This is a genomic window from Malaciobacter sp., assembly GCF_055140965.1.
The window spans coordinates 14,660-32,229 of record NZ_JBSRRO010000017.1; the positions used below are offsets into that span (position 1 = coordinate 14,660).

17 protein-coding genes are annotated in these 17,570 nt (G+C 26.6%); 5 read left to right on the forward strand and 12 right to left on the reverse strand.

What is annotated here, in order from left to right; all coding sequences use genetic code 11:
* On the reverse strand, positions 1-507 hold the full coding sequence (mobB, locus tag ACTCCZ_RS06590) for a molybdopterin-guanine dinucleotide biosynthesis protein B (protein ID WP_079579845.1): 507 nt from the start codon (positions 505-507) through the stop codon (positions 1-3).
* Between the two features lie 78 nt (positions 508-585).
* On the opposite strand from mobB, the gene ACTCCZ_RS06595 reads away from it, so the two are divergent.
* Positions 586-1,068, forward strand: coding sequence for a hypothetical protein (locus tag ACTCCZ_RS06595; RefSeq protein ID WP_079579846.1), 483 nt, complete (start codon positions 586-588; stop codon positions 1,066-1,068).
* Here the strand turns inward: ACTCCZ_RS06595 and ACTCCZ_RS06600 are convergent.
* The 6 genes from ACTCCZ_RS06600 to bamA are packed head-to-tail and all read right to left on the reverse strand — an operon-like array spanning position 1,031 to position 8,910.
* Positions 1,031-2,713, reverse strand: coding sequence for a lytic transglycosylase domain-containing protein (locus ACTCCZ_RS06600; RefSeq protein ID WP_079579847.1), 1,683 nt, complete (start codon positions 2,711-2,713; stop codon positions 1,031-1,033). The two genes, ACTCCZ_RS06595 and ACTCCZ_RS06600, sit on opposite strands and share 38 nt — an antisense overlap.
* A 1-nt stretch (position 2,714) precedes the next feature.
* On the reverse strand, positions 2,715-2,996 hold the full coding sequence (locus ACTCCZ_RS06605) for a YggT family protein (RefSeq protein ID WP_079579848.1): 282 nt from the start codon (positions 2,994-2,996) through the stop codon (positions 2,715-2,717).
* Positions 2,993-4,282, reverse strand: a complete 1,290-nt coding sequence (gltX, locus tag ACTCCZ_RS06610) for a glutamate--tRNA ligase (protein WP_079579849.1) — start codon at positions 4,280-4,282, stop codon at positions 2,993-2,995. The genes ACTCCZ_RS06605 and gltX overlap by 4 nt, the downstream gene beginning before the upstream one ends.
* Position 4,283: 1 nt before the next feature.
* Positions 4,284-5,582: a M16 family metallopeptidase gene (locus ACTCCZ_RS06615; RefSeq protein ID WP_079579850.1), complete on the reverse strand. Its 1,299-nt coding sequence runs from the start codon at positions 5,580-5,582 to the stop codon at positions 4,284-4,286.
* An 8-nt stretch (positions 5,583-5,590) separates the two neighbouring features.
* Positions 5,591-6,658, reverse strand: coding sequence for a dehypoxanthine futalosine cyclase (locus ACTCCZ_RS06620; protein ID WP_079579851.1), 1,068 nt, complete (start codon positions 6,656-6,658; stop codon positions 5,591-5,593).
* Positions 6,658-8,910, reverse strand: coding sequence for an outer membrane protein assembly factor BamA (gene bamA / locus ACTCCZ_RS06625; RefSeq protein ID WP_228145341.1), 2,253 nt, complete (start codon positions 8,908-8,910; stop codon positions 6,658-6,660). The genes ACTCCZ_RS06620 and bamA overlap by 1 nt, the downstream gene beginning before the upstream one ends.
* 107 nt (positions 8,911-9,017) lie before the next feature.
* Here bamA and ACTCCZ_RS06630 point away from each other — a divergent pair, with 107 nt between their 5' ends.
* The gene (locus tag ACTCCZ_RS06630) at positions 9,018-9,848 is read left to right on the forward strand and encodes a prephenate dehydrogenase (RefSeq protein ID WP_079579853.1); all 831 of its coding nucleotides are present in this window, start codon (positions 9,018-9,020) and stop codon (positions 9,846-9,848) included.
* Here the strand turns inward: ACTCCZ_RS06630 and folP are convergent.
* From folP to ACTCCZ_RS06655, 5 genes are read right to left on the reverse strand one after another with little or no spacing between them, the layout of a single operon-like run.
* Entirely contained in the window at positions 9,845-10,654 is an 810-nt protein-coding gene (gene folP, locus ACTCCZ_RS06635) for a dihydropteroate synthase (RefSeq protein ID WP_079579854.1), read from the reverse strand. The two genes, ACTCCZ_RS06630 and folP, sit on opposite strands and share 4 nt — an antisense overlap.
* Before the next feature lies 1 nt (position 10,655).
* Positions 10,656-11,294: a DNA polymerase III subunit delta' gene (locus tag ACTCCZ_RS06640; protein ID WP_079579855.1), complete on the reverse strand. Its 639-nt coding sequence runs from the start codon at positions 11,292-11,294 to the stop codon at positions 10,656-10,658.
* Between the two features lie 4 nt (positions 11,295-11,298).
* Positions 11,299-11,850 (reverse strand): HobA family DNA replication regulator, encoded by a 552-nt coding sequence (locus tag ACTCCZ_RS06645; RefSeq protein ID WP_079579856.1) that lies wholly within the window; start codon positions 11,848-11,850, stop codon positions 11,299-11,301.
* Between the two features lie 2 nt (positions 11,851-11,852).
* Entirely contained in the window at positions 11,853-13,061 is a 1,209-nt protein-coding gene (locus ACTCCZ_RS06650) for an aspartate kinase (protein WP_079579857.1), read from the reverse strand.
* A 17-nt stretch (positions 13,062-13,078) separates the two neighbouring features.
* Positions 13,079-13,576 (reverse strand): RNA pyrophosphohydrolase, encoded by a 498-nt coding sequence (locus ACTCCZ_RS06655; protein ID WP_079579858.1) that lies wholly within the window; start codon positions 13,574-13,576, stop codon positions 13,079-13,081.
* Between the two features lie 55 nt (positions 13,577-13,631).
* Here ACTCCZ_RS06655 and hemW point away from each other — a divergent pair, with 55 nt between their 5' ends.
* From hemW to ACTCCZ_RS06670, 3 genes are read left to right on the forward strand one after another with little or no spacing between them, the layout of a single operon-like run.
* Entirely contained in the window at positions 13,632-14,696 is a 1,065-nt protein-coding gene (gene hemW / locus ACTCCZ_RS06660; protein ID WP_079579859.1) for a radical SAM family heme chaperone HemW, read from the forward strand.
* Positions 14,697-14,739: 43 nt separating this feature from the next.
* The gene (gene prmC / locus ACTCCZ_RS06665; RefSeq protein WP_079579860.1) at positions 14,740-15,573 is read left to right on the forward strand and encodes a peptide chain release factor N(5)-glutamine methyltransferase; all 834 of its coding nucleotides are present in this window, start codon (positions 14,740-14,742) and stop codon (positions 15,571-15,573) included.
* On the forward strand, positions 15,573-17,546 hold the full coding sequence (locus ACTCCZ_RS06670) for a M3 family metallopeptidase (RefSeq protein ID WP_196778287.1): 1,974 nt from the start codon (positions 15,573-15,575) through the stop codon (positions 17,544-17,546). Before prmC ends, ACTCCZ_RS06670 begins: the two co-directional genes overlap by 1 nt.
* Positions 17,547-17,570 lie beyond the last annotated feature (24 nt).

Below are 17,570 nucleotides of genomic sequence, written 5' to 3' on the forward strand. Positions count from 1 at the left end.
TTATACTCTCTTTGAATTTTTTTCTACCCATTGTATAATCTCTTCTGGGTTATTTAAGTCAAGTTTATCAATATTTGAAGGAATATCATCACTATTGATTGTTTTATCAAAAGCTATTGCATCTGTAACATCAAAATATTTTTCATCTAAAGAGTTTCTAAATATTGATATTCTAGGAAGAGGAAGAGTTTTTAAGCCCTCAACTAATAAATAATCAAAGTCACCAAAAAGCTCAATTAACTCATCAATTGAAGAAGATTCTTGTTTAAATAAAGTTGTTCTATTTGGTGAAACAACTGCAACATTTGCACCTGTTTGAGAAAACTTATCACTATCTTTTCCTGGAGTATCAAATCTAGCTTTATCTTTTGGATCATGTTTTACAATACATACTTTATTGCCTTTATCTTGAAGTATGTTTGATACCTTTACTATTAAAGTTGTTTTTCCACTATTTGACGGACCAGAAAAAGCAACAGCTAATTTTTTATATTTCTTATTACTCATAGGCTGGATTTTATCCAAATGATGGTTAAAGTATCTTTAGTGTAAAATAACTTTCTTAAATAAATATGGAGATAATATATGAAAAAAATTTTAATATCTAGTCTTTTTGTTTCTAGTTTACTTTTTAATGCTTGTACAACAAATCATGCATTATTAAATTTTAAAAAAGAGAACATAAGAAATTCTAATGCACTTCAATTTACTAAAAAAAGTGATATTAAAATATCAAATGAACCTAAAGTACAGTTTTTTGCAAGTTATTTAAATAAAATTAATAGGGATTTAAATAGTGATAAAGAAGAGTTTTTAATTGGTGTTTATTTAATAAATAGCAAAACACAAAATTTTTTGCAAGAGGGTTTTCAAATTACTTTAAATGGTAAAGAAGCTTTGGATAAAGTACTAGTTGATGAAAAATCTGAATTAATAAAGTCATTACCTATAAAAAATCCTTGGGGAAGATATTATAAAGTTGAGTTTGAAAAACAAGAAGAGGGTAGTATGATATTAAAACTTGAAAAAGCTAATTTTGGTCAGACTCAATTAAGTTTTCAAAAATAGAAGATAATTTAAATTCATTTTTATTATCTAAATAATTTTTATAAATATAATAGTTTGCCAATACTTTTTTACCATATTCTCTTGTTTCATCATAAGAGATTAGCTCCATACTCATAAATGGTTCAAAATCGTTATTTTTTGTGAACAATCCTAGCTTTTTTTGATACTTAAAATAACCATATCCACCATTATATGAGTATGCAATAAACAAAGGATTATCTAAATTCTTTTCTAAATTATCAAGATGATAATTTGCATACTTTAAGTTTGTTTTCGCATCAAATAGTTTATAAATATCATATGGCTCGTCAAGTTTTTTTGCAATGTGCTTACTTAAAAACGGCATTATTTGCATAACACCTTGTGCAAATGCAGTTGAAATTGATGCTGGTACAAAACCACTTTCTTGTCTTGCAATTGCATAAATTAAAGCTTTTCTATGAATTGAATACTCGCTTAAATAATTTTTGTATGGAGTGATAAAATAATGTTTAGTATATTTATAATATTTATTTAAAATATAAACTAAATATGGTTTTGTTTCTTCTTTTGAAAAAATTGTTTTATACTCTTTTAGTTTTTCTTTATTAATATTTTTTGAATTAATTATTAAATCAACCCATGAAAATGGATCTTTTGTATTAAAAGTTGAAATAGCTTCATTTTGTTTTAACGAAATATCATAAACTATGTTATCAATCTTTTTATTTAAAAGTTCTTTTGCATAAAGAGAATATATATCAAAATTATTTGAAGAAGATAACTCTTCTAAAAACTTTTTATCATAAGTGATTAAGTATTTCCAAAAAATAGCTCTATTTTTCCCATAATCATTATAAGCTTTCTTATATGAGTTTGATAAGTAAATTAATGCTTGTTTTAAATTTTCATTATTTATTTCATTAAGTGCTAGAAAAAAAGATGTTAAAGATTTAAAGTTTGTATCATCAATACCTAAAAAAGATTTACTCAAAAGATCTAATTGTGGATTAGTAATAGAGTATTTTATTAAAGTTTCTACTCTTTTGTCATTTTTTATTTTATTTAAAGTTTTTTTAGGAAGTTTATAATTTAAAAAATCAATCTTAAATTGACTACCTGTTTTTAAATAGATATCAAAAAAATCATCTTTTGATGCTGAAATAGTTTTAGTAAAAGGTAAAGATGAAGCAAGAATTTTAAGTTTATTTGCAAAAGTAGGGTATTTGTCTTTTACTTTTAAAATAGCTTCATTTAATTCAACTTGAGATAATTTTGTGGCTTTATATAAAGATAATCCAGCTTTTATACAATCATCATAAGTATTTATAAGCTCTTTAGCACTTGCTTGCATACATTGAACAACTGCAGTTGTTTCATCATGCTTAAATTTTTTAGCAAAAGCATAAAAAATTTGATTTGAAACATATTTTACCATACTTAATGCTTTTAATGCCTCATCTGGTGTAATATCTTGTTTTAAATATTGCAGTATATAAAAATCTTTTGTTATTGTTTTAGGTTTTTGTTCTAGCCAATCAAGGGTTAAAGTAAACTCTTCTTGCTCGTTATTAATAGATTTTGTAGGAGTTGATTCTTTGTTAGTTTCTATATTATTTGCATATATAAATGTAGTAATAAAAACTAAACAAAGAATTTTTTTCATTTTACATCATTCCCATAAATAACTTTCCTAAAAATGTTTCTAGGAAGATTAGAATAAAAATAACAATAATTGGTGCTAAATCCATTCCTCCGAAAACCGTTGGAATATATTTTCTTATAAGTGCATATGCAGGTTCAGTTAACCTATGTAGCATTTGTACTATTGGATTATAAGGGTCTGGTCTAACCCATGATAAAATAGCAGATATAATAATCACCCACTTATATAAAAATATTATTCCTAAAATAACTGTAAAAACAGAACTTAATAGTGCATCGATCATTTTATAATTTCTCCTAAATAGTTTTTAATATAAGGATAAATATCACTTAAATTAACTCCATCTTCTTTTTTTGTTAATAAATATCTTAAAGGTTTTAATAAAGAATTATCTTTTAATCCAGTATTTTGAGTAATATATTTTTTAAACTCATTAAACTCTTCAATATGAGGAGCTTCTTTTAAGCATTTAATAATTTGTTTAGATTCATCTTCAAAATTCTTACAAAGATCTTTTTTACTAAATATTAGATTTAGTTTTTCTTTGATTTCATTTAGTGTACTTGCATTAGTTAAAAATAATTTTCCCAATTTTCCAATATCCGCATCTGCAAAGCCTAAAAGTTTTGATAATCTTAAATCATCAATTAACTCTAAATGTTTTTTATTAATAGTTTTAAGTTTTTCAAAATCAAAAACTACTTCTTTATTTGATATGTTTTTAATTTCAAACCATTGAACTGCTTCTTCTAATGTAAAAATCTCTTTGGGAGTTTTATTTCCTAAAAGTACAAGATAATTAGCAATTGCTACAGGTAAAAAACCTTCTTCAATCAAGCATTTTACAGAGCTTAAACTATTTTTTTCACTAATATTTTCATTTTGTATAGTTGGCAGATGAATATAGTTTATCTCTTTTTCATAGCCTAAAGAGTTTCTAATATGTATATGTCTAGGTGCACTTAATATATCTTCTTTTTTATTTATAACTGTAGTAATATTAAAAATCATATCATCAACAGCACAAGCATACTCTGCTGTAGGAGTTTTATCATGATTTAAAATAATAAAAGAGTCTATATCATTTGGAGTGTAATTAAATTCACCATTAAGTGAATCAATAAGTTTTATATTATCAATAGGTCTTTTAATTCTTACTGTAAAAGCTGCATTTACTTCTAATATTATTTCATCTGAAAGATTTGCACAAAAATCATCATAATTGTAATTTTTTCCTTCTTTCTTTGCACTCTCTTTTAACTCATTAAGTTTTGTATCACTACAAAAACATGCAAAAGCTTTTTTTTGTGTCATTAATTGCATTGCTAATTTTTGATGATATTTAATATTCTCACTTTGATAGATAATTCTTGAATGCTCTATTGAAAAAAGATTTAAAAGCTCTAATATCTCTTTATCTTTTCCTTCAATATTTTTATTTTTATTAGCATCATCTATTCTAATTACAAGTTCTTCATCTGTTTTTTTTGAAATAATATAGTTAAGTAATGCAATTCTTAAATCTTCTAAATCCATATCTTTTGTCGGGCTTAACGCTATTCTTAACAATTTACTTCCTTACAATTGAAAATGATAAATCTACAATTTCTTTATGAGATTTTATATAATTATTTAAATCTTTAAGTTCTAAATTTTGTATTTTTTCTAACTCTTTTTGAGGATAATCTTGCTTTAATCCCTTGTAGTAAAGATTAAATGCTCTATTTAATCTTTGTGACAATGTTTCAGTTCTTAAAGGCTCACTTCCTGTTAAAAAGTTTTTAGCTGCATCAAGTTCTTCTTGAGTAACACCTTTTTGTACAAAATCCTTTACAATCTCAGCAACTAGCTCTTGTGCTTCTTTTGCACTTTCTAATTTTGTTTGTAAATATCCAGTAAAGTATGAATGAGATTTATTTATAGATACATAGCCATAAGCACTATAAGCTAATCCTCTTTTTACACGTATTTCTTCCATCAATCTTGAACCAAAGCCAGAACCACCTAAAATAAATGAAGCAACTTTTGCTTTATAGTTTTCTTCATCTTGGGCTTTTACATTAAATTTACTTCCAAAGTATATATATGCTTGTTCTGTTGGTTTTTTAAGTTCTTTTACAATTGGTTTTGCAGTTATTTCGACTTTTTTCAACTCTTTTTTACCTTTTGCAGGCATTGATTTTAATAAAGTTTGGATTTTATTTTCAAGTTCTTTAAACTCAATATCTCCACCAACAACAATTATTAAGTTTGAAAGATTAAATGTATTATCAATAAACTTTTTTACATCTGCTAATTTTATATTGTTAATAGACTCAATTGTTCCAGAACTAGGGTGTTGTAATGCCGTATCTTTAAATAAGATATCTTTTAATTGATTTTTTGCAACATAATCATAATCATTTTGTTTTCTTTTTAAAGAACCAATAAGAATAGTTTTGATTTTTTCTACTACTTTTTTATCATAGTTTGGATCTTTTAATAAATCTTTTAAAAGTTTAAATGCTTTTTCATTTACTTCTTTTAGTGAAGATAATTCAATAACAAATGTTTCAAAACCACTTGCAACATTTAATGAAATAGCATTACTTTCTAACTCTGAAGCAAATTTTGTTGAACCTGACTTTTTAGTACCTTCATTTAATAATTTTGCTGAAAATGAAGCAATACCATTTAAGTTTCCATCTTGTATTGAACCTGAATTTTGAAACACAAGTTGCATATTTAAAATTGGCAGACTTGTTTGTTTTTCAAATATTACAGGAATTTTTGTATTATTAATATCTATATGTTTTATTTGTGCACTCATTAAAATTCCTTGTAAACTAAGTAGTGTAATAACAGCTTTAAATAGTTTTATTGCTTTCATAATTTGGTTTAATACCTCTCTACGATCTCATAAGCTGTATTTCTTTTAGCAGGATTTTCCCCTACATCTTTAATTAGAGTAATCATTTCATCTTGGTTCATACAATTACTAGCTCCTGCTGCTGCTACAACATTCTCTTCCATCATAGTACTTCCTAAATCATTTGCACCAAATTTTAAAGCAAGTTGACCTATGTAAGAACCTTGTGTAACCCAAGAACTTTGAATATTTGGAACATTATCTAAAAAAAGTCTTGAAACTGCTAATAATCTTAAATATCTATTTGAAGATTGAGGTTTTAAGTCAGGTATCTCTTCTTTTAGTTTTGTATTTGCACTTTGGAAAGACCACATAATAAATGCTCTAAATCCTTGTGTTTCATCTTGCAATCTTCTAACTAAATCCCAATGTTCAATTATATCTTCATCACTTTCTATTGTACCAAACATCATAGTAGCAGTTGTTTTCATTCCAATTGAGTGAGCAAGTTTATGAACTTCAATCCAATCTTTAACATCGATTTTTTTTGGAGCAATTATATCTCTTACTTTATCACTAAGTATTTCTGCACCTGCACCTGGAATTGAGCTAAGTCCTTTTGCTTGAAGTCTTTTTAAAACTTCAAGTTTCGATATTTTCGATACTTTTGCTATATAAGTAATCTCTATTGCAGAAAAACTATGAAGAGTTATTTGAGGGAATTTTGTATGAATATGCTCAACTAAATCTTCATAATAATCAATCTTTAAATTTGGATGAACTCCACCTTGCATAAGTATTTGTGTACCACCAATTGCAAGTAATTCTTCAATTTTTTCATCAATTTGTTCATATGATAAAACATATGAGTCATCATCTTTTTTATGTCTATAAAAAGCACAAAACTTACAATCAACCCAACAAACATTTGTATAGTTGATATTTCTATCAACTACAAATGTAGTAGTTTTATCAGGATGAAGTTGCGCTTTTTTTTCACTTGCTAGTTTACCTAATTCGTTTAAAGAAGCATTTTGTATTAAATCTAATGCTTCTTCTTTTGATAATCTCTTGTCTAAATTTATTGGTTTAACCATTAAAAACTACTTCCTAAAGAAAATTCAAATGATGATGTATCATCACCAGATTCATCATCAAGTGGTCGTGCAAATATTAATTGAAGAGGACCAACTGGTGATACCCATTCAAATACTGCACCTGTTGAAGATCTTGTGATGTCATCAAAGTTTTCTTCACCAATCATACCGTAGTCATAAAATACTGCCCATCTCATCTTTGCACTATCAACAAGTGGGAAACTTAATTCAATAGAGTTTGCAAACATTCTTTTATATGGATCTTGTATTTCTCCATCTTCATTATCTGGACCAAATGCATATGATTTAAATCCTCTTAATGTTTTAGGACCACCAAGATATAAAGAGTCCCCTTGGTTTATTTGACCATTGTCTATTAAGAATTTTAAGCTAGTTTTATATCTAAAAATCCAATCTAAATCAAATTTATCTTCTAGTGAGTAAAAATATTTAAAATATGAGCTTGATTCAACATATTTTGAATCTCCTCCTAAACCTGCAATTTCTAAAGATGTACCTGTTTTTATACCATTTTTTGGTAAATAAAAATCATCTGTGTTATTAAAGTTTAAATAAGGAGTAATTGAACTTGTTAAATAATCAGTATCTTCATAATATTTTTTTCCACTTTTTTTAGTAAAACCACTTTCATAATCATACTCTTCTTTTATAAAGTCAAGTCTATATCTTGCACCTGCATAAAAGTTTCTAAAGAACTCTTTTCCTGCACCAATTGAAAAACCAGTAGCTTTTTTATCTAAATCATAAACATCTCTTCCAATTTCTGTAACAGTATTATGAATTTCAACATCACCATTGTATTTAGTATCTGCAATTGCAGGATTTCTTAAACTAAATTGGAATTTTGATTTTTTTGCTGAAAGTTCAGTTGATAATCCAAGACTAAGACCTGAACCAAATATGTTATTGTCATTAATAGCAGCATTTACCATCATCTTGTCATATGAACCATATCCACCACCAAGAATTAAATTACCTGTTCTAGCTTCAACAACTTTAACCATTAAATCCATTTTATCTTCTGAAACTCTTCTTTGTTGAACTTGTACATCATCGAAATAACCAGTTCTTTTTAATTTAGAAACAGAATCATTATAATCAGTAAGATTAAATTGATCTCCTGGTGCTAAATATACATTTCTTCTAATAACTCTATCTAATGTTCTTGAATTTCCTGAAATCTTAACATCATTTATATAAACTTTTTTACCAGGAATAACATTAAGTATAATATCTGCAGTTGCATTTTTTTCATCTTTTTTTATATCATACTTAACTTGTGCAAAGGCATATCCTAAGTTTGCTATTTGTGTTTTTATATATTCTACATCATCTCTTAATTTAGAGATATTAAATGTTCTATCTTTTTTAAGTTTTAATTCTGGATATAACTCTTTTGATTTTAATATAGATTCATCTATATAAATAGTAATAGAGTTTGTTGTATATTGTTGACCCTCTTCAATAAAAAAGTCAAGTCTTGCTTGGTTTGATGCAAAATCAACTTTTAAGAAAGGATCTTTTACTTTTGCATCTAAGTATCCATTTTGAAAATATAATTCATTTATTCTTGGACTTTCATAAGATAATTGATCAAGCTTTAACTCTCCATCATTTTGTCCAAACCACCAAGAGATATAATCTTTCTCTTTATTTGCTGTTACATTTTCAAAATCTGAACCATCAAGATTATTAGCGCCTACATAATTAACTTTTTTAATTACGATTTCATCACCTTTATTTACATTAAATGTAAGCGAAACAGAACCCTCAGTAATAGGTTCAACTTCAATTTCAACGATTGAATTGATATAACCTTCTTTTTCAAGCTCTTTTAATAGTATCTCTTTTGCATTCTTTGCTCTTTGTGCAGAATACATACTACCTTTTCTAAGTCCCATTAAAACTTTCAAACTATCAATATCTTCTTCTCTGGTTTTATATCCATATATATCTAAGTTTGCAATTGATGGTTTCTCTTTAAAAAGAAACTGAAGCTTCCCATTCTCTTCTTTTACAGAAATGTCATCAAAATATCCAAATTTATAAAACTCTTTTATTGCTTTATTTATCTTATTTACATCTAATTCATCACCAGCTTTTAAATTTAGTGTTTCACTTGCTATTTTAGATGAAATTTTTGTTAAATTTACATATTCAATTGAATTTATCTGTTCTGCATGAAGTAGTGAAGCTAACGTCATAGATAGTAAGGTAAGTCTCTTTTTCACATTAATCCTTATTACATTTATAATTAAAGTAGCTAATATATCTAAATAAACTTTATAGCATGTTTAAGATATAATTGTTTAAATAATTATTTTAGAAGGTGAAAATTTTGAATATAGGTATAGTAGGATTAGGACTAATGGGAGGTTCTTTAGCAAAAGCAGTTAAAAGATATGGTATTGCAAAGAAAGTTCTAGGATACATAAATAGTGAAAAAAATAAAAAAGATGTACTAGAATTAAAACTTGTTGATGAAATTGTAGATTTGGAAACTTTAAAAAAAGAATCTGATGTTATTATACTTGCAATTCCAGTTGATGCAATTATTGAGATGTTTCCATCTTTTTTAGATATTGATGAAAAAACTACTATTATAGATATGGGCTCAACAAAAGAGTATATAGTAAAAAATATTCCTGAAAAAATTAGAGAAAACTTTGTACCAGCACATCCTATGACAGGTACTGAAAAATCTGGACCAAAAGCCTCAATTGATGATTTATATGAGGGAAAAACTGTAGTATTATGTAACTTAGAGAAAAATGGGAATATGCATGTAAATAAAGCATTTAGAATATTCCAAGGAATTGGAATGAGAATTGTAGTAATGGATTCTGATGAGCATGATATTCATGCTTGTTTTATGTCTCATTTACCACATGCAATCTCTTTTTCCTTAGCAAATACAGTTATGGGACATGAAGATCCAAAATCAATTATTGCTTTAGCTGCTGGTGGATTTAAAGATATGAGTAGGGTTGCAAAGTCAAGTCCTAGAATGTGGAGTGATATTTTTAAACAAAATAGAAAAAATCTCTTATCTTCAATCGATTTATTTGAAGAACATATGAAAAAAGTTAGAAAAATGGTTGAAGATGAAAATTATGAAGAGTTAGAAAACTGGATGGCAAAAGCCAATACTTTACACGAGATACTTTAAAGTATCTTTTGTGTATTTATTGCTTCTTGAACTTTTATTGCTTGATAATGCTCTTTTACATCATGGCATCTAATAATTGATGCTCCTTTATTAATTGATTCTAAATGAATTGCTAAAGTGCCAGGAAGTCTTTGTTCAATTGATGACGTTACTATTTTATCAATCATTGATTTTCTACTTGCACCAATTAGTAATTCATAACCCAAATGTTTAAAGTATTCTAAGTTTTTTAATAGTAATAAATTGTGTTCTAAGGTTTTACCAAAGCCAATTCCTACATCTAAAATAATATCTTTAAGTCCAAAACTTTCTGCTTTTTGTACTTGTTGTTTTAAAAACTCTTCTACTTCTAAGACTACATTTTTGTAAGTTGGTTTTTCTTGCATTGTTTTTGGATCATTTTGCATATGCATAATAACAGCACTTGCATTATATTTTGCAGTTAATTTTATAACTTCTTCATTTTGTAAGCCTGTAATATCATTTACTATTTTAAAACCTTTATTTAAAACATAATCAATTACTAAAGGTTCATATGAATCAATAGAGAAAACTACTTTTTCATAAAGCTTTTGCTTATAAATTGAATCTACAATATTTTTTATTCTTTGTAGTTCTACTTCTGGTTTTACAGGAATACTTCCAGGTCTACTTGATACTGCTCCAATATCAATAATGTCCGCTTTATCATTTATTAAAGCTTCGATTCTAGTTATTGCTTGAGACTCATTAAATCTACTGTTTTTAAAAAAAGAGTCTTCATTTGCATTTAAAACACCCATTATTTTTGTTTTATTTTTATTCATATTAAAATCTTTTTCTATTATTTAGTGTTAAAAGTAGGGTTGTTAATACATTTATTGGGCGTGAATTTAAATCAAGTAGTTTAACTGCATTTGAAAACATTTCAAGCTCTTTTTGTGTTAAATTTATATTTTGTTCTTTTACTTTAAAAAGAATTGATTCAACTAAAGAGATGGCTTCATACTTTGATATTTTTTGATTCTCTTTTAAAAAATTATAAATATCTTTTAAATCAAGTCTTAATAAATCCAAGTTAGATGAGTTTAAATTTTGAGATTTTTTCAAAAACTTATGTGGCATTCTTGAAAAAATTGTTGGTAATATTGTTGATTTTGTAGTTGTTATTATGATAAATACAATATTTTTTGGTGGTTCTTCTAATACTTTTAATAAAGAGTTTTGAGCTTCACTTCTAAATGTTGTACCACATAATATAAGATACTTTTTATTATTTGTAGCTATATAAGCTTCTTTTACAGCTGCATTTGCTTGAGCTAATAAAAATTCATCTTTTTGTTCATTTTTTATAACTCTACATGAATGAGTAGGTAAAGTTGATAAAAGATATGAAAGTGTATCTTCTATACTATTTACTATTAATATAGTTGATGAGTCTACTTTTATATCATTTATATTTGTCATTATATCAGTTCTCTACATTTATTTCTGCAAAAAGTGCAGCACTTAAAGTTTTAGTATAAAGTCTAAACATTTGTAAAAGCTTCATATCTAAAGCATCATCTTTACTTCTTAAATTAAAAGCATCTTGCATCTCTTCATCAAAAAGCCATAAAAATGAGTTTTTAGAAACTTTTGGAATAATTGCTCTTACACTTTGACTTTTCCCAATATACCAAAAACAATAGCCATTAGGGAAAGATATACTTAGCATATCTTTAATATAATTAATATCATCTTCTGATTTAACTTCATCTAGATATTTATAAAACCCCTTTGCATCATAAAAAGGTAAAAACGGTCTGTTTAAATTTTGTGAATTTATATTTGTGAAAATATATTCTAAAAACCAATCTCTTTCTTTATCTGTAATTATAATTACAGAACAACCTTTTTCAAGTATATTTACTACAGATTTAGATACTAAAGGAGTCCATTCATACTTTTTCTCTTCTAGCCAAGGAGAAAGTAATTTATCTTCTCTTATAGTATCTACTGTCCAATTTAAAAATTCTTGCACTATTACTTATCCAGATTGTAAACTTCGTGTAGTGCTCTAACTGCTAACTCTGCATACTTCTCTTCAATAACCATAGATATTTTTATCTCACTTGTTGAAATAATTCTTATGTTAATATTTTCATTAGCTAAAGTAGCAAATGCTTTTGAGGCAACACCTGTATGTGATTTCATTCCCACACCAACTATTGATACTTTACATATAGAATCGTTATATTCAATATTTCTAGTATCTGTTCTAAATGTTTCCATTACTTTTTTACATGCTTCAAAATCAGTAGTTGGAATTGTAAAGTCTAAATCAGCTTTTCCATCTACTCCAACTGTTTGAACTATCATGTCTACATTAATATTTTCATTTGCTAATGATGTAAAAATAGAAGCTGCTATTCCTGGTCTATCTTTAACTCCATACATCCCAACTCTGATTTGGTTTCTATCCAAAGCAATACCACTAACTATTGGTTTTTCCATAATATTTTCTTCCTTAGTAATTAACGTACCTTCAACTTCTGGCGTGAAGCTACTTCTTGATATCAAATTTACATTTAATTTTTTTGCCATCTCTACTGATCTATTTTGCAATACTTTAGCTCCAAGACTTGCAAGTTCTAGCATCTCATCATACGAGATTTTATCAAGTTTTTTGGCTTTTGGTTCAATTCTTGGATCTGTTGTATAAATTCCATCAACATCTGTATAGATTTCACAAACATCTGCATTTATTGCACCTGCTATTGCTACAGCAGTTAAATCACTACCACCTCTACCAAGTGTAGTTACTCTACCTTCAAAAGTAACTCCTTGAAAACCTGCAACAACTATAATTTTCCCAGCTTTCATTGCATCTTTCATAGCAGTTGTATCAATATCTTCAATTCTTGCTTTTGTGTGTGAAGAATCAGTTTTTATTCCTGCTTCTCTTCCACTCATTGAAGTTGCTTTATATCCTTGCTCATTCAATGCAATTGATAAAAGTGCTGATGTTACTCTTTCTCCTGAACTTAAAAGCATATCCATTTCAATTCTATTTGGATTGCTTGAAAAATGTTCAGCATAATCAATTAATTTGTTAGTTTCTCCACTCATTGCAGAAACTACAGCAATAATATCATGGCCTTCATCACGAATTTTTTTTATGATGTTTGCTACATTTTGAATTCTATCTAAATTACCAACACTTGTTCCGCCAAATTTTAATACTTTTAACATCTTTTTTAATTACCTTTTTAAATATAACCTTCATTTCTAAAATATTTCAAGACTTGTTTATATACTGTTCTTTTGAAGAATGTTATATAATCATAAATATTTTTTGTTGCAACAAATTTGTATTCACTAAATTCAGGTATTTGAGTATTAATATTTATTTTTGCACCTTTTTTTAGCTTTACTAAATAATATCTTTGAATTTGCCCATCATATGGTTGCATTTTTTTTGCAATTGCAGGGGGAAATTCATAGCTTACCCATTGAGGATATTCAGCAATTATTTCAATTTCCTTTGTTCCGATTTCTTCTTCAAGCTCTCTATATAGAGCTTCTTTAGATGATTCACCCTCATCAATTCCACCTTGTGGAAACTGCCAAGCATTCTCTACATCGGTACGAGAAGCTATAAAAACTTCACATTTTTCAGGATATTTTGCTGATAGTACAATTGCTGCAACATTTGGTCTATAGTTTTTACCATCTTTTTTTTCTATTGTTTCTTTTTTATCAGTCATAAATATATTTTCCCTTATAATTAGGCGAAAATTATATTTAAATTAGGATTAAAAATTGCTTTTATACATACATATTCCCTTCTGTGATAGTAAATGTCACTATTGTGCATTCAATTCTTACACAGATAAGTTTCATCTAAAACATAACTATATGAAAGCTTTAGTAAAACAACTAAAGTTTGAATTAGAGTATGTTAAAAAAGAGAATAAAAAACTACAAACTGTTTTTATAGGAGGAGGAACTCCAAGTTCAATAAAATTTGAGGAGTATGAAGAGGTTTTTAAATTGATAAAACCTTATTTAGAAAAAAACTGTGAAATAACAACAGAGGCAAATCCAAACTCAGCAAGTGAAAAATGGCTTTCAGGAATGAAGAGTTTTGGAGTAAATAGAGTAAGCTTTGGAGTACAAAGTTTTGATAATGAAAAACTAAAAAAGCTAGGAAGAGCACATAATAGTAAAAGTGCTATAAGTGCTATACAAAAAGCAAATTGTATAGGTTTTAATGGTATTAACTGTGATATAATTTACGGTGTTGAAGCAGATAGCTTTGAAAGCTTAAAGAAGGATTTTGATACTGCTTTTTCATTGCCAATCACACATTTAAGTGCATATAGTTTGACTATTGAAAAAGGCACAAAATTTTACAATAATTCAAAAATAAAAATAGATGATGAAGATTTATCATATGAAATATTTGATTATATAAATAAGTGTGGATTTACTCAATATGAAATCTCAAACTTTTCAAAAGCAAAAGAGTTTGAATCAAAACACAATTATGGATATTGGGAACATAAAGAGTATTTAGGAGTAGGTGCAGGAGCAGTTGGATATAAACAAAGCTCAAGATATTATCCAAAAAAAGATATTCAAGAGTATATAAATCAACCATTAAAATATGAAATTGAAAACTTAAGCAAAAAAGATATAAAAATCGAGCAAATATTACTAGGTTTTAGGTGTTCAACTGGCGTGAAAATAGAACTATTTAATGAAAATGAGTTAAAAAAAGTTCAAGATTTAATAGATGAAAAGAAGCTTATATTAAAAGATAAGAAAGTTTATAATCAAAACTTTTTATTAGCAGATGAATTGGCTTTATATGTAATAGAGTAAAATTTCAATAAAATAGGCAAAATATTTAATAAAGGTATTATATTTGACAATAAAAGATTGTATAAAAAACTATTCAAAACAGTTAAGGAATATAACTCATATTCCAAATAAAGAAATTGAGATTTTAATTTTACATATTTTACAAAAAAATGTTATTTGGCTACATCTACATTATAATGAAGAGTTCAAACATGAAAAAGAGCTTGAGAAACTTGTAAAAAAAAGAGCCACTAACTATCCAATGGAGTATATTACAAAAAAAGCTTCATTTTATGGAGAACTTTTTGAAGTTGCAACAAATGTATTAATCCCTAGACCTGAAACAGAACTTTTAGTAGAAAATGCTGTTGAGATATTAAAAGATATAAAAAGTCCAAAAGTATTAGAAATAGGGACAGGTTCAGGAGTTATTTCAGTAATGCTTGCAAAACTAATAGATAACATAAAAATTATTGCAGTAGATATTAATGATGATGCAATTGCATTAGCTAAAAAAAATGCGATAAAGCATGAAGCTGAACATAAAATAGAGTTTATTAAAAGTGATTTATATGAAAATATAGATGATCAAATATTTGATATGACCATTTCTAATCCCCCATACATTGCAAATAGTTATAAACTACCATTAAATGTAGAGTTTGAACCAAGAAATGCTCTATTTGGAGGAGAAATTGGAGATGAAATTTTAAAAAGAATTATAGATGATACATATAATAAAAAGATTAGATATTTATTATGTGAAATGGGATATGATCAGAAAAAACCTTTAGAAGAGTACTTTAAAAATTTTAATATAGAAAAGTATGAGTTTTATAAAGACTACTCAAATTTTGATAGAGGTTTTAGTATTAAATTTATAAAAGGAGATAGATAATGTTTAAAGAGTTTAATTTAGAAAATTTAGAAAATAGTAAAAGTTTATTGGAAGAGAAAATAAAACAAAGTAAAGATAAAGTTGAAGAACTTTTAAAAATAGAAGAAAAGAGTTATGAAAATTTTGTTATGCCTTATCAAGAAGTAGGGGAGAACTTAAGTGATTTTATAACTCCAATCTTTCATATTGATTCAGTTAAAAACTCAAATATTACACAAAAAGTTTTAGAAGAGTGTATTCCTTTGATCTCAATTTACGAAACTGAGATGTCGCAAAATGATAATATTTATAGATCTTTAAAAGATATACAAGATAAGGATTATATATCTTTAAATAGTATACAAAAAAAAGTTTTAGAAAATGAGATAAAAGATTTTGAATTAAGTGGTTCTCACTTAAATGAAGAAAAAAAGAGTAGACTTAAACAGTTAAATTTGAAGCTTAGTGAACTGTCTCAAAAGTTTTCTCAAAATCTTTTAAATGCAACAAATAGTTTTGCAATGATATGTGAAAATTTTGAAGATGTAAAAGAGTTACCAAAATCAGATTTAGAACTAGCAAAATTTACAGATGAAAATGACAATAAGACAAAATATAAATTTACTCTTCAAATGCCATCATATTTAGCTTATATTACATATGGAACAAATAGAGAAAAAAGAGAAGAGATTTATAAAGCATATTGCACAAGAGCGCCAGAAAATGAAGAAGTAATCAATGAAATATTGAAATTAAAAGATGAAAAAGTCAAACTTCTTGGTTTTGAAAACTATGCACAATACTCTTTAAGCAGAAAAATGGCTAATAGTGAAGAAGAAGTTGTTTCATTTTTAAAAGAGTTAGCAATTAAAGGTAAACAAAGTGCTAAAGAAGAACTAGAAGAGATTAAAACTTATGCAAGTGAAGATAATATTGATGATATTAAAAGTTTTGATATGGCTTATTATAGTGAGAAAGTTAAAAAAGCAAAATATGATTTAGATCAAGAATATTATAGACCTTATTTTGAGCAAAACTCTGTATTAAATGGATTTTTTAGTTTTTTAAATGATATATTTGAAATTAAGTTTGAAGAGGTTCAAACAAAAACTTGGGATGATAAAGTAAAAGTATTTAATATCTTTGAAAATGATAAAATTATAGCTAGAATTTATCTTGATTTAGAAGCAAGAGAAGATAAAAGAGGTGGTGCTTGGATGAATAACTGGCATACACACTATGTTGATTCAAATAAAAAAGAACATTTACCTACAGCATATGTAGTTTGTAATTTCCCACAATCAAAAGATAATACCCCTTCATTATTAAGACATGATGATGTTGTTACTTTATTTCATGAAATGGGGCATGCATTGCATCATTTATTAAGCAAAGTAAATGAACCATATGTTAGTGGAATTTCTGGTGTTGCTTGGGATACAGTTGAATTTCCTTCACAATTTTTAGAATATTTTGCATATGCAAAAGATGTTTTAAAAATTTTTGCAAAACATTATGAAACAAAAGAGGTTTTAGATGATGAAGCAATTCAAAGATTAATAGATGCTAGAAATTTTCAATCATCATTATCAATGTTAAGACAAGTTGAATTTGCACTGTTTGATTTTAACCTACATCAAAAATTATACAATAATGCAGAAGAAATACAAGCATTACTTGATAGTATAAGAGCCGAGTATAGCCCATTAATACCACCTTCTTACAATAAATTTCAACATGGATTTGGGCATATTTTTGGAGGCGGTTATGCTGCTGGATATTATTCTTATAAATGGGCTGAAGTTTTAAGTGCAGATGCATTTTATATGTTTATAGACTCAGGAAATTTATTTAATAAAGAGTTAGCTATGAAATACAAAGAGCATATTTTACAAAAAGGTGGTTCTGAAAATATGGATAAATTGTTCTATAAATTTGCACAAAGAGAACCAAGTGTTGATTCTTTATTAAAAATTGATGGAATTATTAGCTAATTTTTGCAATAATAGCTTTTTTAA